At 49.6% G+C, this 18,338-nt stretch carries 19 protein-coding genes; 9 read left to right on the top strand and 10 right to left on the bottom strand.

Annotated features, from left to right (window positions below; translation table 11 throughout):
• Positions 1–29 precede the first annotated feature (29 nt).
• Positions 30–950, top strand: coding sequence for an alpha/beta hydrolase family protein (locus PAEVO_RS30800; protein WP_100541372.1), 921 nt, complete (start codon positions 30–32; stop codon positions 948–950).
• A 357-nt stretch (positions 951–1,307) separates the two neighbouring features.
• Here PAEVO_RS30800 and PAEVO_RS30795 read toward each other — a convergent pair whose 3' ends face one another.
• Entirely contained in the window at positions 1,308–2,180 is an 873-nt protein-coding gene (locus tag PAEVO_RS30795; protein WP_100541271.1) for a helix-turn-helix transcriptional regulator, read from the bottom strand.
• A gap of 75 nt (positions 2,181–2,255) precedes the next feature.
• Between PAEVO_RS30795 and PAEVO_RS30790 the strand changes: the two genes are divergently transcribed.
• Entirely contained in the window at positions 2,256–2,954 is a 699-nt protein-coding gene (locus PAEVO_RS30790) for a DUF4386 domain-containing protein (RefSeq protein WP_100541270.1), read from the top strand.
• A 152-nt stretch (positions 2,955–3,106) separates the two neighbouring features.
• The gene (locus PAEVO_RS30785) at positions 3,107–3,685 is read left to right on the top strand and encodes a TMEM175 family protein (protein WP_100541269.1); all 579 of its coding nucleotides are present in this window, start codon (positions 3,107–3,109) and stop codon (positions 3,683–3,685) included.
• A gap of 53 nt (positions 3,686–3,738) precedes the next feature.
• On the opposite strand, the gene PAEVO_RS30780 is transcribed toward PAEVO_RS30785, so the two are convergent.
• Positions 3,739–5,190, bottom strand: a complete 1,452-nt coding sequence (locus PAEVO_RS30780; RefSeq protein ID WP_100541268.1) for a DHA2 family efflux MFS transporter permease subunit — start codon at positions 5,188–5,190, stop codon at positions 3,739–3,741.
• Between the two features lie 167 nt (positions 5,191–5,357).
• On the opposite strand from PAEVO_RS30780, the gene PAEVO_RS30775 reads away from it, so the two are divergent.
• From PAEVO_RS30775 to PAEVO_RS30755, 6 genes are all read left to right on the top strand, one after another.
• Entirely contained in the window at positions 5,358–5,912 is a 555-nt protein-coding gene (locus tag PAEVO_RS30775) for a TetR/AcrR family transcriptional regulator (protein ID WP_100541267.1), read from the top strand.
• A gap of 151 nt (positions 5,913–6,063) precedes the next feature.
• Positions 6,064–6,840: an AAC(3) family N-acetyltransferase gene (locus PAEVO_RS30770; protein ID WP_100541266.1), complete on the top strand. Its 777-nt coding sequence runs from the start codon at positions 6,064–6,066 to the stop codon at positions 6,838–6,840.
• A 56-nt stretch (positions 6,841–6,896) separates the two neighbouring features.
• Positions 6,897–7,184, top strand: coding sequence for a hypothetical protein (locus tag PAEVO_RS30765; protein ID WP_100541265.1), 288 nt, complete (start codon positions 6,897–6,899; stop codon positions 7,182–7,184).
• A gap of 428 nt (positions 7,185–7,612) precedes the next feature.
• The gene (locus PAEVO_RS30760; protein ID WP_100541264.1) at positions 7,613–8,212 is read left to right on the top strand and encodes a uracil-DNA glycosylase; all 600 of its coding nucleotides are present in this window, start codon (positions 7,613–7,615) and stop codon (positions 8,210–8,212) included.
• A 352-nt stretch (positions 8,213–8,564) separates the two neighbouring features.
• Positions 8,565–8,801, top strand: a complete 237-nt coding sequence (locus PAEVO_RS34960) for a DUF2798 domain-containing protein (RefSeq protein WP_481856510.1) — start codon at positions 8,565–8,567, stop codon at positions 8,799–8,801.
• 128 nt (positions 8,802–8,929) lie between these two features.
• Entirely contained in the window at positions 8,930–9,460 is a 531-nt protein-coding gene (locus tag PAEVO_RS30755; protein WP_100541263.1) for a DinB family protein, read from the top strand.
• Between the two features lie 161 nt (positions 9,461–9,621).
• Here the strand turns inward: PAEVO_RS30755 and PAEVO_RS30750 are convergent, their stop codons facing one another.
• The 8 genes from PAEVO_RS30750 to deoD form a co-directional block, all read right to left on the bottom strand.
• Positions 9,622–12,255, bottom strand: a complete 2,634-nt coding sequence (locus tag PAEVO_RS30750; RefSeq protein WP_100541262.1) for a family 16 glycosylhydrolase — start codon at positions 12,253–12,255, stop codon at positions 9,622–9,624.
• Positions 12,256–12,470: 215 nt separating this feature from the next.
• Complete coding sequence (locus PAEVO_RS30745; RefSeq protein WP_100541261.1) at positions 12,471–13,406, bottom strand: nucleoside hydrolase; 936 nt, start codon at positions 13,404–13,406, stop codon at positions 12,471–12,473.
• A 24-nt stretch (positions 13,407–13,430) separates the two neighbouring features.
• On the bottom strand, positions 13,431–14,381 hold the full coding sequence (locus PAEVO_RS30740) for a nucleoside hydrolase (RefSeq protein ID WP_100541260.1): 951 nt from the start codon (positions 14,379–14,381) through the stop codon (positions 13,431–13,433).
• 20 nt (positions 14,382–14,401) lie between these two features.
• The gene (locus PAEVO_RS30735; RefSeq protein WP_100541259.1) at positions 14,402–15,208 is read right to left on the bottom strand and encodes an energy-coupling factor ABC transporter ATP-binding protein; all 807 of its coding nucleotides are present in this window, start codon (positions 15,206–15,208) and stop codon (positions 14,402–14,404) included.
• Positions 15,205–16,065 carry an energy-coupling factor ABC transporter ATP-binding protein gene (locus PAEVO_RS30730; RefSeq protein ID WP_100541258.1) on the bottom strand — a complete coding sequence of 287 codons (861 nt, stop codon included), beginning with the start codon at positions 16,063–16,065 and terminating at the stop codon, positions 15,205–15,207. The genes PAEVO_RS30735 and PAEVO_RS30730 overlap by 4 nt, the downstream gene beginning before the upstream one ends.
• Positions 16,062–16,811: an energy-coupling factor transporter transmembrane component T gene (locus PAEVO_RS30725; RefSeq protein WP_100541257.1), complete on the bottom strand. Its 750-nt coding sequence runs from the start codon at positions 16,809–16,811 to the stop codon at positions 16,062–16,064. Before PAEVO_RS30725 ends, PAEVO_RS30730 begins: the two co-directional genes overlap by 4 nt.
• Before the next feature lie 44 nt (positions 16,812–16,855).
• Complete coding sequence (locus PAEVO_RS30720) at positions 16,856–17,455, bottom strand: ECF transporter S component (protein ID WP_100541256.1); 600 nt, start codon at positions 17,453–17,455, stop codon at positions 16,856–16,858.
• Between the two features lie 41 nt (positions 17,456–17,496).
• Positions 17,497–18,207, bottom strand: coding sequence for a purine-nucleoside phosphorylase (deoD, locus tag PAEVO_RS30715; protein WP_100541255.1), 711 nt, complete (start codon positions 18,205–18,207; stop codon positions 17,497–17,499).
• Positions 18,208–18,338: the final 131 nt, after the last annotated feature.

Raw genomic sequence — 18,338 nt, 5'->3', positions numbered from 1 at the left:
AATCTTTCTTCAAGAAAGGAACATTTATGATGAATATCAACATTAGTTCGCCTAGTCCAGTCGTCTCGGCGAAGCCGGTAGTGCTACCAGCTCCAGATCGCGGTGAGAATCTGCAAGTGCGAGTGTCCGCGCCCGCGGTTGGGAGTGAATTGCCTATTATAGTTTTCTCGCACGGCTATGGCTGGTCGTTGGACGGCTACGGCCCGTTGGTCGACTACTGGGCTGCTCACGGCTTCGTGGTCATTCAACCCACTCATCTCGACTCGAGGACGCTGAACCTTCCTCCTGACGATCCCCGTACGCCACGGATCTGGCGTTTCCGAGTCGAGGACCTGAAGCGCATCCTCGACCAGCTTGATCTTATTGAAGCTTCCGTTCCCGGTCTCAGTGGGCGCCTCGATCGAAGCCGCATCGCCGCAGCCGGACACTCCTGGGGAGGCCAAACGGTGAGCATGCTGCTCGGCGCGCGAGTCCTCGATAACCACGGCGAGCCGGGAGAGGACATGTCCGACTCGCGGATCAAGGCGGGCCTGCTGCTTGCCACGACTGGCAAGGGTGGAGCTGACTTGAGTCCGTTCGCGGCAGAGCACTTCCCCTTCATGAACCCGAGCTTTGCGGAGATGAGCACGCCGACCCTCGTGGTAGCGGGGGACCATGATCACTCTCAACTGTCCACTCGGGGGCCCGACTGGTTCACCGACCCGTACTTTCTGAGCCCGGGCAGCAAGAGCCTGCTCACCCTCTTCGGGGGAGAGCATTCGCTCGGCGGGATCTCCGGTTACAGCGTCACGGAGACGACGGACGAGAGCCCTGAACGAGTCGCCCTGATCCAGCGGCTCACGCTGGCCTACCTTCGCAACGCGCTCGACCTCGACGATTTCAGTTGGCCGGCAGCTCGTGCGGCTCTGGAAGAGAGCGCCATCCCGTTGGGGCGTATTGAGTCGAAGTAAGGGTCTGGCGGGCAGTAACGACCCGACAGCCACGACAATGCCTACTGGCCCTTATGGTAGTATAAATATTTCAATGAAATAACGAAGGAGCTGCCGCAGCAGCTCCTTTCGTTTTTTTTCGCCTATAGTCCCGTTAAGGAGAACCGTACAACTAGTGACGGATATTTGAAAGATAACATTACTAACGAGAAAAACGGGTCACATCGTTGATGAATCGGCTTCTCGAAAGAGGTGCTTTTTTCGTTACAGCAAGATTGGGAAAGTGCAGGTCTAGCCATTATGTTATCTTGTGAGCATCCCATCATTATTGCATCAGAATGGAGGGCTTAAAGGAGATTAGGGGTGGCCGGAAGAGACCTATTCATAATCCGAATCAATAGGCAGTTTTTTAATAGGTGCATAGATGTGGTAGGTCGATTCAAGATTGTGAATATCATCAAAAGCTTGAATGAGCTCGATGTGTGAATGTTCAGTTTCCTGCTTGGAGATCTTTAGAAATCTTGCGTAATCCGTTTTGAGGACATCTCCTATATCAAGAAGATCACCAAAATATTTGAATTTGGCACAGAAGAGTTGTGGGACATCAACGGTAAAATAAAAAGGTTTATGGATCTGAATGTCATATGGAATTCCGAACAGGACCTTGAATTGGGTTGAATCGGGTTGGCAATTTGAATAAATGACATAACATGGGCCATGTACGGTTTTATCAATGTCATGTAACAGTTTATGCGAATGAGACCGGATCTTCGTCTTGTAATCATCCGTTGCCAGGTCAACCTCAAAGGCTATGCCGCACACCCGGATGGATTCGAAGTCCATTAAGGTGAAATCGGTAACGATATCACCATTAATGTTTTTGATGGGTCTTCTAACCACGGAAGGGATGGGTGTCTGGGAAATGGTTGAATTTTCTGCTCTTAGAGTGCTTGGAGCCATACCGTATTGGTCTTTGAAAGCGCGGGTGAACGATGATGGAGTTCCAAAGTTTAGCTGATAGGCGATATCCGTTAGTGATAAGTGACCGGTATGAATGAATTGTAGGGAGGCGTTCAATCTTCTGGATCGTATGTAGTGGTTTAAAGAACAACCCATCATGGCAGAAAAAAGTCTGTGAAAGTAATATTTGGACATGTTGAAGGAGTTAGCCACAGACTCAAGTGATAAAGGCTGGTCTAAATTGTTCTCAATATGGATTAAAGCACGCTCTATGACTTCATAATGGTCCATAATAATCCCCAATCCATAAACAGAATGTTCTGTAACTTATTGCAATCATGGTAATAGCCAAAGGAGGAACGCGTTATGACGCAAGACAGAAAGAATGGAATCCTGATCGGAATTTTTTATATTGCCGCTGCGGTCACTTCGGTCATCGCTGTTATTTCTTATGAGCCGGTATTGTCAGAACAATGGTACAGGTCCGCGGCCAATGGATTGAAAACACAGGTTATGATCGGTGTTATTAACGATCTTTTGCTCGTCCTGACTGCAGTAGGGACGGCGGTTATGCTGTTTCCTTACCTTCGTCGATGGAATGAACATCTAGCCCTCGGGTACCTATGCTTTCGATTTATGGAGGCTGTTCTTATTGCCATAGGAGTGGTGAGTATATTAGGTTTAGTTCAGCTTAGTATTCATTATGAAGCAAACCGCATAGCAAGTGAAGACCATCTTCACGAGATCGGCTACATGCTGCAAGCTTTCCATCGTTGGACTTCGACGTTAGGCCCCAATTTTATGCTCGGTATCAATACGTCATTGTATAGTTATTTGCTCTTTAGAACAGGTTTGGTGCCAAGACCGTTAGCGCAATTTGGTATGATTACAGCAGCACTCGTATTCGCAGCCGGTCTATTAGAAATGTTCGGTCTGATCGAACCTCTCTCCGCTGCAAAAGGTTTCCTTGCTCTGCCTGTGGGTGTTTATGAAATGAGTTTAGCAGTCTGGATCATTGCGAAGGGGTTTCACCAGCAAAACCTTGAAAAACTAAAAGCGAAATAGAGGTGCTTACAGATGCCAATGGGAAAAATTTTACACATTTCTAACCTTGCAGGGTCAAACCAAAATTCAGGTGAAAAGTAGGTAGACTCAGGACAAACGATCTCTATAATGGAATAAGAGACATATGATGCGAGGGGAAAAGGTGAGACGATTTGAAAGCAAATCGGATGGAAGCATTCAGCGATGGTGTGTTGGCCATTATTATTACGATCATGGTGCTGGAATTCAAAGTGCCGGAAGGCCATGACTGGCATGCGCTAGTTGAACTGGGACCAAAAATTATTAGTTATATTTTCAGTTTCGTATATGTCGGCATCTACTGGAACAATCATCATCATCTGCTGCATATGGTTCGAACGATGAACGGACGGTTGATGTGGCTCAACTTGCTGCTCTTATTCTGGCTATCCCTTGTGCCGTTCACGACAGCTTGGATGGGGGAAAGCCATTTTGCACCTACTCCAACGGCGCTGTACGGGATTATTCTATTGCTAGCGGCGTTCTCGTACTGGCTGCTTCAGCGCATGATTATGAACCAGCATTCCGGCGATTCCTCATTCATTGGAGCGATAGGAAAAGACTGGAAGGGAAAACTATCTCCTTTACTCTACTTGACTGCGGCCTTGACCGCTTATGTGAGTGTTTGGATATCCGGCTTCTTTTTCGTACTTGTTGCCGTAATCTGGTTCATGCCGGATAAGCGAATCGAGCACGCCTTGAGAAGCCACTAAGAAAAGCTCTTCGATTCTCGCATGCAGGCGGGCTTCGAAGAGCTTTTTTTGGTTTATAGAGCTTGCTTTCGTTCGATCATGGTCTTGCTTTTCATAGGCATAAATAATGTTATAACCAATGCGATCACGGAGAGAATCATCATGAAGTAGTAGGCGTCGCTTGCCCCTAAAATGGATGTAAGGGATTTAAGGAGCTCAGCAGTCGTTGTAGGATTGTTCTGCATCACATCCGCTGCGTGGCTGGTTGCCTGCACGGTATAAATCGTAATCACGACGGCTGTACCAATGGCACCGGCAATTTGGCGAACAGTATTATTCACGGCTGTACCGTGCGTACCGAGATGTTTAGGCAGCGCATTGAGTCCGGCCGTATTGAGTGGCATGGTGATGAAGCTTAATCCGATTCGCAGGCAAATGGTACGAATCATCAAATACATATACGTTGTTGACTCCGATAAATCTGTTACCGCCCACATGGATGGAATAATAAACAGCAAACCAATGATGAACAGCGGTCTCGCACCGAAACGGTCATATAATTTACCGGTGACGGGTGACATCAGTGCATTTACAAGCGCACCCGGCAATAAAAGCAGTCCTGCATCGAATGCTGTAAAACCCCGACCATCCTGCAGATAAATAGGCAGTAAGATCATGTCTGCGTACATCATCATCGTGACTAGTACGTTAATAAGAGACGTTAATGTGAAGATTTTATTTTTGAAGACAGAGAGGTTCAACAGTGGATCATCGGACTTGACTTGTCGAATACAGAATAGGGTCGTTACAACGATCCCGATGCATAAGGATAAGATGACCATTACATCGTCCCAGCCTTTACTGCCTGCACTACTGAAGCCGTATAAAATAAAGCCGAATCCGACGGTTGATAATAGAACGCTTCCCACATCAAGCCTCGACTTGGCTGTTTCGGATACATTGACGAGATACTTGAATGCCAATGCGATGACCATGATGACAAGCGGGATGAGACCGATAAATAACCAGCGCCAAGAGTGGTATTCGACAATAAATCCCGAGAGCGTCGGCCCAATGGCCGGAGCAAAAATCATGGCCAGCCCCAGCAGCCCCATAGCGCTGCCGCGTTTTTCAACGGGAAAGATGGCGAGCACAACACCCATCATGAGCGGCATGATAATGCCGGCACCGGCTGCTTGGATCATCCGTCCTAACAAGAGCACAATAAAGCTGGGCGCCGCCGCACAAATGATCGAACCGATTAATAGAAACGACATGGCGCTTATAAATAATTGCCGCGTAGTAAAGCGTTTCATTAAATAGGCCGTAATCGGGATCAATATCCCGTTGACCAGCATAAATCCCGTTGAAATCCATTGTACCGTTGCTGCCGTGACATTAAATACATCCATTAGATTGCTTAAGGCGACATTTAAAAGCGTCTGATTGAGCGTGGATAAGAAACAACCAAGGATTAAGATGGTCAGTAATATCCCTTTATTTATTTTCTTTATGTCTTCTTGCATGGCTGCTGTCCTCTCTTCATTGCTTTTTCGACACAGTGTCAATAAAATATATCTTATCAGCATTGAAGAGTGATTCCTATTTACAATTCGGCTGAAACTGTCAACTAAACGACAGTATGGGAAGATTGGTCGATGAAGTGACAAATAAACGATAATCGAGGGATGACATGGCTGAACATAAAAGAGTGGATCCACGAGCCATTCGCTCCAAAAAGATGCTGAAACAGGCCGTTTTTTCATTACTGGCCGACAATCAGGAAATTTCCCAATTGACCGTTCAAAAAATTGCAACCCGTGCAGACCTAAATCGTGCCACGTTCTATTTGCATTATGAGGATATTAACGACTTGCTGCGCCAGATCGTGCATGAGATCTTTGACGACCTGTCCATGAAAGTCGAGCCGCTATTACAAGTGAAGAGCCGAAACGAACGGGAGCAGCTGATTACATTTTTAAATTATTTTTATGAATACCGGAAAATTTTCGCCGTATTGGTTGAGCATACGGGCTTCAAAACTCACTTGTCGAACCTATTGAAAAATACGATAGAACAGCGCAGAGACGCTAGAAACATCAATTCCACGAGTCGGGTTGCCTCCGTTGATATTGTGGCATCATCCCTTCTCGGGATTATTATGTGGTGGATTAAGGATGGTACCGAGCATAGCGCTGAATACATAGCGGATCAGATTACCTTGATGTATAGAAGAAAGTATTTGTAACCGATTAGGCGCAAAGAGGCCAAGCTTGAAACGTTAGAACCAATATGCATAGAAACATTGAAAATATTCCCAGTCCTCTTTATCATGGACGTATCTTCAATAAAAGTTATGACAGCCAGTTTTTGATATCCTGGCCCAGGAGGAGAAGAATATGCACACATTGGAAAGCATAATGAAGCAATTAGAGCAGCTGGGCATTGACGGCAAAGGGACGCTGTTGGTCCATTCTTCCATGAAGAGTATGGGGCCGGTCGAAGGCGGCGCGGACACGGTCCTCGATGCGCTAACAGCGTATATGAAAGAGGGGCTGCTGGTGCTGCCCACCCACACGTGGTCTTATATCAATGCGGATAATCCAAGATTTTACGTGGACCAATCCCCATCTTGTGTCGGAGTCCTGCCGGAGCTTTTTCGAAAACGCCCGGATGTGGTGCGTTCGCTGCACCCCACGCATTCCGTGGCAGCATTAGGTCGGGATTCCAAAGAGTTCACAAGTGACGATCATCGTTTCGATACGCCATGCGCTAGGGGATCCGCTTGGGGCAAGCTGCTTGACCGCAAGGCGACGATTTTGTTAGTGGGTGTCGATTTAAAGCGCAACACCTTTATTCATGGCGTCGAGGAGTGGGTGGACATACCGGGCAGGTTAACGGATGACCATGAGAAGCTGTACACGGTGTTACCGGATGGGACGGAAATCCCCGTACCTTCACGCAGACATTGCGGGTTGTCGTGGTCGGAGCATTTTTGGAAAGTCGATGAGGTCCTTGAAAGTCGGGGTGCGATGCATAAGGGGTATCTTGGCGATGCCGTTGTCCGCGTATGCGATGCAGCCGCGGTGGCGGATGTCATAACGGAAATGCTCAAGCACAATCGGGATTTGTTCTCGGATAATCATCCTTTGGACCATACCATGCTTAACGTTTAGAGGACGTCATCGACCTACAGATGACGACATGAGAACTGCGGGACGAACTGAATGAAATGTCCGAAACGCTGCGGGTAAAGACTCAATACGAAGTGATTCAGAAGCTTTTGGCGTACTATCACCGGAGTGAGAAAGAAAAAAACGATCTGAGGGATTACCAGGAGCAACAGATGGTGGATTTAGGAATGGATTCAAAGATTCGGTTCAAGGAAATCCAGCAGGTGTTAGGATTGCGGACCGAAGGCGCGGTATTTCAGTTCCTGGGCGACTGCTATCAGGGTTCGTTGCAAATGCCTATGGTGGCGTTCGATACGTACCGAAAATTGAAGATTGATGGTAAGTAGTATACAAAATAGGGGCAGCTGCGCGAGGCCACTCACCCAGCATATACAAAAAGGAGTTACACAGCAAACGGAAGCAATTCGAAGAAATCGAGAGATCGTGAATCATCGAATTTAGGGTGAAAAATCGAATGTTCCAGGGAAGCGAAAACGGCGCTCACGGTGAAAACGGCTGAAAACCGGAATCGGAGCGCCGGACTATTTCACCAAATTCCGAAATGTCCGGCGAAACGGAAGGTTTTGGGTATGATGTTTGAAGAATCAACGTAGAAGGAATACCGAGTGCTTGACGTGTTCAAAGCCATTTTGTTTCTGCCGAGATAGTAGTGGGATTTCAACACAATAAGGTAGTCCGTATATAGTTGAAGGCAAGTTTTTACATTAGGTGGGCATAATGGAACCATTGCATGCGACAGAAAGGAAGGATGGGCATGTCTACGGAAATGGATCATCCCTGCATCATCTTGCCGGAAGAGCAAGCGCCCGAAGGTATTCAGGATTGTGAGCGCTGCGAACTGTTCAAACAGCGGAATCGCGTCATCTGGGGGGAAGGCAATCCGCAAGGCTCGCTGATGATGATCCTGGATAATCCGGGAGCCCGGGAGGACCGGGAAGGAAATGAGTTCTTATGCGGTACCCGGGAAACCCTCCAACTCGGCATGAGGGAAGCGGGTATGGATATACATACGGTTTATGTCACTTATTTGCTGAAACGCCGGCCAATCCGTGCTTACGATAAACCTGCAACCCGAGCGGCATGTCTTCCGCATCTACAGTCGCAGATCCTTCAGAAGCAGCCGCTAGTACTATTTGGCTTTGGGAATGCCGTGGCCGAAGGATTATTCCCGCAGAAGGAGAATGCCACCGTCAAGGAACTTCGAGGAAGCTGGCACGAGTTCCAAGGGGTACCGATCGGCTTTACCTATCACCCGCTGGCAGTAAGAAGAAGACCCAATTTGCTAAGGTTCTTTGTTGAGGACTTGAAAGCTTTGAGGGAGAAGTGGGAGGACAGGGCAGCAAGGGAAACATAAATCAACGAATTCTATGAAAAGAGAGAAGCTACGTTACCAATAGAACCTTCGGGCCTCCTCGACGTAGAAATCCAGAAAATAGGCTCCGAACAAATCAAAGGTTATCAAATGTTCACTTATGAAGAAGACCCCTAAATCGCTAAAATAACACGGTGATACATTTACTTGGAGGGGTGATGATAGGGGATGGCAAACCAGAAGTACGTAGAGACAAGACTGCCCAGAAACATCTAAAAGTGATTCCTATGATGTGGGTCATCGTCGTGTTATGCGTAAAGATAGTTGCGGGCCCTCTCGTTAGTAAGGTGATGCCGAAATTTGTAGGACAGACCGATGGATTTAATGCAAGAGTATTACTAAATATCGTACTAAATGTAACGGTATTATCTCTTTTGCTCTCCATTATAGGCCCTATGGTTGGTACCAAACAAATAAGTCTGGACCGTTTAAAAATTTCCTCCATACTTGGCCTCGAAACTTTGGCGTAGCTTTCTGGATTGAATTGTTGATCGCGCAGCCTATAGCAAGATTCGCAATGAAAGTTTTACATTCAAGACAGGCGGGTAAAGCGGCGAGTGCACAATCGTAATTTTGAAGCTATATACAAAAATATAAGAGATTCAACTAACGAGAACCAACGATAGATGAATATTTATGGCGGGTAAAGGAGAGAGAGTTTATTTATATGTAGACCCATATGGAAGGAGGAAAAGCCCGATGTTGTGCGATTTACAAGGGGAAGCGAATATGTCACCGATCGTGGGCATGCTGTTTTCGGCTGTGAAAGAAAATAGCCAGCGACTTCAACTGATCACGAAGGGGATGTCGCAGGAAGAAGTCGATTACAGGGGGCTCAATGGCAGCTTTAATAGTACCGCCCAATTAATAAGACATATCCTGTATGTTGATTTGAATTGGGTGTACCGAATGAAAGGGGAGCCTCTTCCTCAATCTTTACAAGAACAATATGGCCCCATGATTGATGCGAGTAACCGACTTCCGATGGTCAAAGGCAAGGCTCTCAACACCCTGATATCGGAGTATGAAGATGTGTTAAACATGTTGGAAGACACCTGCACCCAATTACAAGATGATGATCTAGACCGAGTTGTCACCTTTGGCCATGAGAATGAAAAGCAAGCAACCATTCGCTGGGGATTATGGCATATGGCTGACCACAACCGATACCATCAAGCGCATATTAATCTATTAAGAAAGTGGTATGCAGAAAATTCAATTTCAAAATAAAAGGGGTTATAGGGCAAGCAATTGCCGTATTGAATCCATTTCTAATAAATCAGGGCCCTCTTATGAATGAGAGAGCCCTGATTTATTGGATATTGCACTCTTGCAACCCGGAGCAGACACCGGTTTTTCAACCACTTACATATTCGTCCGGACTTACCGGGTTACTCCGGCGTTCCTTGCGTTACCCCATGAACATACGTCTGCCAAGGGGTGTCCAGTGCTCCTTGCCCCGGGTTATAGGTAAAGAAGTACTCGACGGTATCCCCATGCTTCAAGTTATTGACAGGGTAGGTATAGTTGCCGTTCCCCGTTGGGACCATGGCTACGTTCAGCTGCCCGCCATGATTGACCTTATAGTGTAAATCGGCAAAGGTTGCGCCATTGACATAGAACAGCAAGTCATCGCCGATTTTCTTCAGGCCCTTCACCTCATCGCCGATGACAATCACGGTGGATGGTGCCTGCACAACGGTAAGGGTAGCGCTGGCTGTTTTATTGCCGTCAGCGGTCGTCGCCGTGACGGTTGTCGTACCCGGGGCAAGCCCTGTCACGAGACCGCTCGGACTCACGGATGCGATGCTGGAACTCGAAACGGACCAGGTGACCTGCTTATTCGTTGCATTGGACGGTGCCACGCTGGCGTTTAATTGAGCACTCTGCCCGACTTCCACCTGTGCTGTGGCTGGATTCACCGTTACGCCGGTAACGGGCACGTTTCCCGGATTCTGGCCGCCGCCTTCTCCTTCTTTATACACACGCACATAGTCCACCTGCATCGTTGCAGGAATATCGGACGGATCCGGGGTCCGGCCGCCGTCAAAGGTCCCGCCGATCGCCAGATTCATAATGAGGTAGAACGGCTGATCGAAAGGAGCATTCGGATTGTTCGGCGCCGCTGCGGAATACCATTGATCCCGGGTTACTTTAAAGAAGAACTTGCCATCCACATACCATTTAATGCTGTCCTCTTCCCAGACGACCGAGTAGACATGATAGTCATTGGCAAAGGTTTGCCCCTCAGGGAAGTGATATTCGCCGGAAAGATGCCGGTTCGTCGGCCATTGCCCCCCAAAGTGTACGGCGCCGCTCGTCGCGCCAGGCAGGCGTCCTCTTGCTTCCATCACATCGATTTCACCGGAGGATGCCCATGTCCCATACACATTATCCTGCGGAAGCATCCAGAGCGCAGGCCAGATGCCGTTGCCTGTAGGCAGCTTTGCACGGAAGTCCACTCGGCCATACTTAAGGGAGAAATGATCTTTGGTGTTAATCTTGCCGGAGGAATATTGTGCATACCGATTTGGATCCTGCGGGAAGGATTTTTTCTCGTTTAAGGCCTTGATATTAAGCTTTCCATCCTGTACATAAACATTTTGTGCATGATCGGTATAATGCTGCAGCTCCGAATTGCCCCAACCCCAAGTATTGGGATCGTCGCTGAGATAATATCCTGTTTCATAATTCCATTTGCTGAGATCGAGCGCAGTTCCGCTAAATTCATCCTGCCAGATGAGATCCATGCCCTCGATGGCCGAGTCGCTTGGCGTTCCGATCGGAATATCCTCCTGATCGGTTACATCCGGACGGGGAGCATCCGGGTTGCCAATCAAGGTATAGTTGACGAAATTGCTGCCCACACTTCCACCTGCCTGCCCATTTAGCGGATAGCCGATACGGATCTGCATATCCTCCTGGATCGGCTGAAACCACAGGCCATAGATATGGTCGGCCCAATATCCCCACTGATTGGCATCAGACATGTTGTTGTAGCCATTAGCGGCATATACAAATCCGCTCTGACTCGAATTGTCCAAATCCACCCATTGCCCGTTGATATGGATCTGGTATACGAAATTGCCAAGCTCGGTGCCGATTGGCGCACCCCCATCAATTTTAGGCAGTGGGATGCCGATAGCGCCGCTCGCATCGGCTGTAAAGGTCGTTCCTTCATAAGGCGTAAGGACATAAGAATTTCTTACGGGCTCATTAAAGGTGATGGTATATACGATGTTAGCCGAAGAGGTCTTTGATTCTAATTTGACGTTAATCGATTCCGTTACGTTAAACCAGTAGCCGCCGCCTCCGTCGGTGAATTGGCCGAAGTTCTGATCATAGATCCAGCCGCTGGCTGCATTGTTGTCGATATCGATCCATTGGCTGCTGTTTACAGGCTTCACATACACCTTTAAATCATCCGCTACGGCCGCATAGGTTATGGCGGGATCATGGTTGAAAGTCGGATAGGTAAAGCCGGCACCGCCCGTAAAACCTGCCGTAATCAGCGGGCCTTGCGTCGGGGTCATCGCCGTGATGGTTGTTTTGTTGATGTTTTGAAAGACAAGTGAATATTCAAGTGTGACCCCATTGGCTTTGGAGTGCAGCTGAATTTCGGTCGTTGCGGAGAGCGTGAACCAATAGCCGATAAAGCCGCCGTCGTTCCAGTGACCCCAATTCTGGTTATAGACAAAGCTGCCGACACTGTCGATATCAACCCAGCTGCCATTTACTTTCACCTTTACTCCCAGGTCCTGGGCAACATCATTCCAGGTGGCGGAGCCTCCGTTGAAGATCGGCATGACAAAACCGTAGCTAGCCTGATCAATCCCTGATTTTGTGATGACAGGCCCGTCTGCTGCCGAAAAGTAAGACATCGAGGTAATGGTAGTCCCGGCAGCCTCAGCTGCCTGAACCTTCGAGGTCGGCCATAGGCCGATGCCAGCCAGCATCAGAACCGCCAAGAACAAACTCAATCCCTTTTGCCTAAACCGCCTTTCCGTAATGTAAGATCGCCTCATAAATACCCTCCCTTAATCATTATGGATTCTCCCAGACTATGCGCGTAATGGAAAACGCTTACACCTAAGAACATCTTTATTCTATCGAATTTCATAATCAGAAGGATAGGTACCATTTTTTTGGTTGTGTCCCATTATTTCGGGTTTTAGGCGGGGATAGATCATTCATCAAAAAAGGAGTGAAACGCACCCGGCGTTCACTCCTTATGCTGCAGCTATTTCATCAAGGTCTTCATAAAATGCTCCTGGAACCGCTTGGCGTCGACACCGGTGCAGACGTTGACGTTCGGCCGAGCGGTACAACGCGGACGCAGATCGGCAATGGTTCTGCCATAGGAGTGAATGCCTTCCAGATCGACCTGCAGCACCATCGGCTGAACCTCAACCAGGCTCGGGTCGATCGCGACGGCTACCGCCAGCGGATCATGCAGGGCACAGCCGGTCCGGTCGCCATAGGCTTCCCGGTAGCCTCCGATATAGTTGGAAGTCATATCGGCCAAGAAGCGGGTCAGGTCCGAATCCAGGTCTCTCCAGCGCTGAATATCCTCCAGACTGAGCTCGGTCTGCATGGTCACGTCCAGGCCGACCAGCGTAATCGGAGCTCCGGATTGGAAGACAAGTTGGGCCGCTTCCGGGTCGGAGTATACATTCGCTTCCGCATGCATCTGGCGGTTGCCCGGCACGGCCACAGCTCCGCCCATTATGATAATCTGACGGACCAACGACGATATCTCCGGCGCCTGCAGAATGGCCCCAGCCAGATTGGTCAATGGGCCGACGCAGATCAGCGTTACCTGCTTCGGATATCGCCGGACCTGATCCACCATAAAGGCCGCGGCGGACGTCGAGACCGGCTTGGCTCCCGGATCGGGGAATGCTAGGTTGCCGAGTCCATTCTCGCCATGAAACTGGACGGGATAAGACTTGATAGAGGGATGGAACAAGGGGGCGGATTCCCCCATGGCGACAGGGATTCCGGCTGCGCCAAGTCGCTCCAGCACATGGAGCGTATTGCGAGTGGCGTACTCTACCGGAACGTTTCCGAAACAGGTCGTTATTCCCAGGATATCGAGAGCCGAAGAGCGGACGGCATAGGCAATCGCCAGCGCATCGTCCACGCCCGTATCCACATCCAATACGATTCGATGCATTAATCATGCTCCTTCCTCTGACGGTTATGACAGCACCGTGCGAATGTAATGCTGTAGGAATGCCTCTTCACGGACCTGCATGCAGACAGAGGCATTGGTCCGTGACTGCGGACGCCTGAAGTCGACCAGCGTTGCACCGGAAGATACCTGTCCCTTTGTCTCGATATAGACGTAATAATCCTCCATCTCCACAAGGGAAGCGTCCTCGACGACAGCCAGCGCCAGCGGATCATGCATCAGCCGATATCTGCCCTCGTTCAAGCGGTCGCTTGCCTCAAAGCTGAAGGTGAATATATGCTGCATGAATGCTCTTAATTCTGCCTGTTCATCCGTGAAACCGTTCATAAGCTGTTGAAAATGAGCCTCGCCGAACTTGGCCTTTCCGGTCACGTCCAGGCCGACCATCGTAATCGGAATCCCGGACTCGAACACCCGGTGCGCCGCTTCGGGATCGCCGTGGATGTTGGCTTCGGATACGGGCGTTGTATTGCCCGGCACCTTGATGGCGCCTCCCATCAGCACCAGCTTGGCTTTCTGCGCGATCGACGGGTCTTTGGCGAGCGCCACCGCCAGATTGGTCAGCCTGCCCGTGAATACCAGGGTAATGTCATGTGCCTGTTCCCGTACCTTCCGCACGATGAAATCAGATGCCCTCTCGTTCACCGGCGATTGGCGCGCCTCCTCCGGCAGTTCATATCCGGCCAGGCCGTTGGCTCCATGAATGGCGGTTACGTTCTCGCGGCGAGGGCGAAACAAAGGGGCGTCCGCTCCCATGGCAACGGGAATTTCGTACCGGGGCTGCGCCAATTCGAGCACCTGGAGCGTATTCTCCGTCGCCTGCTTCACGTCCACATTGCCGAACACCGTTGTAATGCCTTCTATATGCAGCTTATTGGATTTTACGGCAAAGATGAGCGCCAGGGCATCATCCACGCCGGTATCCACATCCAACAAGATGTGCTTTACCTGCTCCATATCGTCACTCCCTTATTCCATCACTTATGCTTGGCAAGCTCATCCGCAAGCTCCGGTATCGCCAGGATGTTATGGCCGATATCCAGGGAGTGGCTGAGCCTGCTAATATGCGGCTGCTTCAGCATCGCCTGCTCCAGTACTTCCAGATTCCAGAATATGGCCCGCTTATCGTCATCCGCAATGACCTGGCGGTTTGCCATGACGATGACCCGATGGAAGTTGTTCACGACAAATTCCATATCATGCGTGATGGTGATAATGGTTTTTCCTTCCTGGTTTAAAGCCTCGATCAGATGGGCGAGCCGCGCCATAGCCGGAAGATCCTGGCCTGCCGTCGGCTCATCCAGAATGATGACACTGGAATCCATCGCAATGACGGAGGCAATCGTTACGAATTTACGCATGGAATAGGGCAAATTATACGGATTGTCCTTAAGAAACGGGACGACGCCTGCCAGCTCCGCCGCTTTCATGACGTTTGCTTTGACCTGTTCTTCCGGAAGGCCGAGCTTGCGGGGGCCGAATTCAATCTCGCTGTACACATCGTTATGAAAGATCTGGTCGTCCGGGTTCTGGAATACATAGCCGACCTTCCGCGATATTTGCGCGGTGGTATAATCCCGCGTATTCCAGCCGTCGATGACGACATCTCCCTCGGAAGGCTTGAGGAGCCCGTTCATCATCTTGACGGTGGTCGTTTTCCCTGCCCCGTTCTGGCCGACAATGGCAACGGATTCCCCCTTTCGGAAGGACATGTTGACGCTATCCACCGCTTTGTAGCCGTTCGGATAGGCATAGGAAACATTCGTTAAAGTCAGAAAGCTCATGCGTTAACCCCCTTCTTCATCCATGTCTGCACGGCCTCGAGGGCTTCTTTTTCCGTTAAGGGGATGCTGCCGAGATCCATCCCCCGTTTGCGCATGTCCAGGCCGAACAGCGAATATTGGGGGAGCGCGGCTCCGAATGCCAGGGCACGCTCATCGGTAAGAATCTCCTGCGTGCTGCCTTGCATAGCCACTTCGCCCTCGCTCAGCAGGATGACATCGTCGGCATATTCGGCAATCAGCTCAATTTTATGTTCGACGAGAATGATGGTTTTTCCCTTTTTCTTCATCAGCTCAATAATCTTGAACACTTCTTCCGTCCCCTTCGGATCAAGCTGCGAGGTTGGCTCGTCAATAACCAGCACATCCGGCTCCATGACGATGATGGAGGCGAGCGCAACCCGCTGCTTCTGGCCGCCGGAGAGCTCGAACGGGTTTTTGTCCCGCAGATAATCGATCTCCAGCATGTGGATGACCTGATCCACCTTCTCCCGGATAAGTCCGGGCTCCATGCCCAGATTTTCAAGGCCAAATGCAATCTCTTCAAACACGTTATCCTTCACGCCGCTGATCTGTGTAAAAGGATTCTGGAACACATAGCCGATTTTTTGGGAGAGCTCGCCCATTTCCCATTCGCGGATATCCTTGCCTTCGATCAGCACCTCGCCGCGCAGATCTCCCTTATAGAAGTGGGGGATAAACCCGCGAATGACGTTGCACAGGGTCGTTTTTCCGCCTCCGTTGGCCCCGATCAGCGCATACAGCTTGCCTCTTTCAATCGTTACATTCACGTTCTTAAGTGCATCGGTCTCACTGATCGGATATTGGTAGGATAGATTCTTGATCGTAATGATACTCATAGCGCAACTCTCCAGACGATTAAGATAGCAAGCAGTACGACCAGCAGCATTTGTACCAGCCGGTCATGCTTTGTTTTCTCCAGTTTGTAGATGCTGCTTTTTTTGACATTGGCCGAGAAGGCTCTCGACTCCAGTGTCAGTACCCGTTCCTCCGTGCTCGCCACGGATCCGAGAATGAGCGGACTAAGGGTCGGCAGGAAGGCCTTTATGCGGACAAGCAGCTTGCCTTCGGTTTCAACGCCTCTTGTTTTTTGGGCATCCATGATGACGTGGGTCAGCTTTTTCATCTCCGGAATGAGCTGCAAGGTGGACAAGATGACATAGGTTACTTTGGACGGCAGGCCGACCTGTTCCAGGGAATGGACCAAATCCTTGACCTTGGTGATGCGGAAGAACAGAATGAAGGCCGATGCCACCGCGACGATTTTGGATGTCAGGAACAGGGCGAATTCAAGTCCTTCCCGCTTGATAGAGAAGATGCTCCAGCTCCACAGAATGTCGTTGCCGGGATAGAAGAAGCTCTGCAGAATAAAGATGAACACAACAATCATCAGCAGTGCCTTGATCGCCAGATTGGAAAATTCCTTGAAGCTGCCGGCAAAGTAGGCCAGCACCATGCAAATCGGCAGAACGGCGTAGCTAAACCCGTAGCCGGGCACGATAAATGCTGCCATACATAAAGCGATGGTAATCATAAACTTGGTTGTTGGATAAAGACGGCTCAATAAGGACCGTTCGTTATTCACAAGAACCCCTCCTTTATGAAAGCGTATCCATTACGGACTACACGTCATTTCTTTTTGATAAAAGCTGCACCGTAATTGAGCTTGGACAAGTATCTCGGGGACATCTTCATCACGATGACAAAGGCAATGACGTTGCTGATGACTTTGTCGACGCTTTCCACCAGGATTTTGGTTGAGAATACCGCTGTCCAGATCTGCTGACCGGAGGCCAGAAATGTAGCAACCACGGCATCCGAAGAGTTGCCTGTCGCTCCGCCGAACATCAGCACCTGGATTGGAGAAGCCACGATCAAAACGGTCAGTACGACAGCGAATGAGGACAAGATGACTTTCCACAGCTTCGTATACATGCCTCTCATGGAGAGCAGGCCGACCACCAGACCGACGGCCATTTGTACAGGCGTAAATGCGAACGAGACCGGGTTCGTTATGCCGACAACAAGATTGGTGCTGGCCCCCGTAATCATACCGACCCAAGGACCGGCGATCATGGCCGTCAGAATCGTCCCGATGGTGTTCAGGTAAATCGGCAGCTTGAGCAGCAGTATAATTTGCGCGCCGACAAAGTTGATTGCGATCCCAATCGGGATCAACAAAATGGCCAACAACGAAAAATCATATTTAAATCCGCGTTTGATTCCCATTGATTTTTCCCCCTAGAGCATAGTTTGTTTTCAAGCAATCCCTATTCGTCCGCTAAGATGGTATGGAGCGCGACCTCGACCATGTCGTGGAAGGATTTCTCGCTGTCTTGATGGGACGAACGTTCATTGGTCAGCAGATGGCTGCCTACCGTCAATATGGACAGGGCCCTGACGCCGTATTTAGCAGCCAGCGTGTACAGGGCGGCACTTTCCATCTCAACCGCGAGCACGCCGAAGTCCATAAATTTATGAAGACGGTCCAACGTTTCTCTATAGAATTCATCGGAATTATAGATATTGCCGACAAAGACATTCACCTGCTTCTCCTGAGCCAGTCGATGGGCTTTGCTTAACATGTCATAATCGGCTGTTGGCGCGTAATTGCAGCCATAAAATATTTTTTCCATCAGATTGCTGTCCGAGGATACGGCTTGAGCCAGTACGATGTCGCGGACCTGAAGCTCTTTTTGCATGGCCCCGCACGTACCGATGCGGATCAGCTGTTTGACCCCGTAATCCTGAATCAGCTCCGTCGCATAAATGCTCATGGTCGGGTTGCCCATTCCTGTACCTTGGACCGAAACGGGAACTCCTTTATAAAGGCCGGTGTACCCGTACATGCCCCTCACTTCGTTGTAACAATATACCTCCTCTAAAAAGTGCTCTGCTACAAACTTCGCCCGCAGCGGATCGCCGGGCAGCAGCACACGTTCAGCGATTTCTCCCTGCTTTGCTCCCAAATGTATGCTCATCTTGCTCCTCCTGCTTACTGGCCTCCCTCTTAAGAAAGCGCTTTATTATTGATCTGCCTTCATCATAGTCAGAATCGGAGGGATAACCAAGACCAGAAAGTTACGGAGCCTAACGGAAAAATGCAACCATG

The sequence above is a fragment of the Paenibacillus sp. GM2FR genome (assembly GCF_002803325.1).
In the GTDB taxonomy this organism is placed as follows: domain Bacteria; phylum Bacillota; class Bacilli; order Paenibacillales; family Paenibacillaceae; genus Paenibacillus_AQ; species Paenibacillus_AQ lautus.
This window is presented reverse-complemented; position numbering and strand designations above follow the sequence as displayed.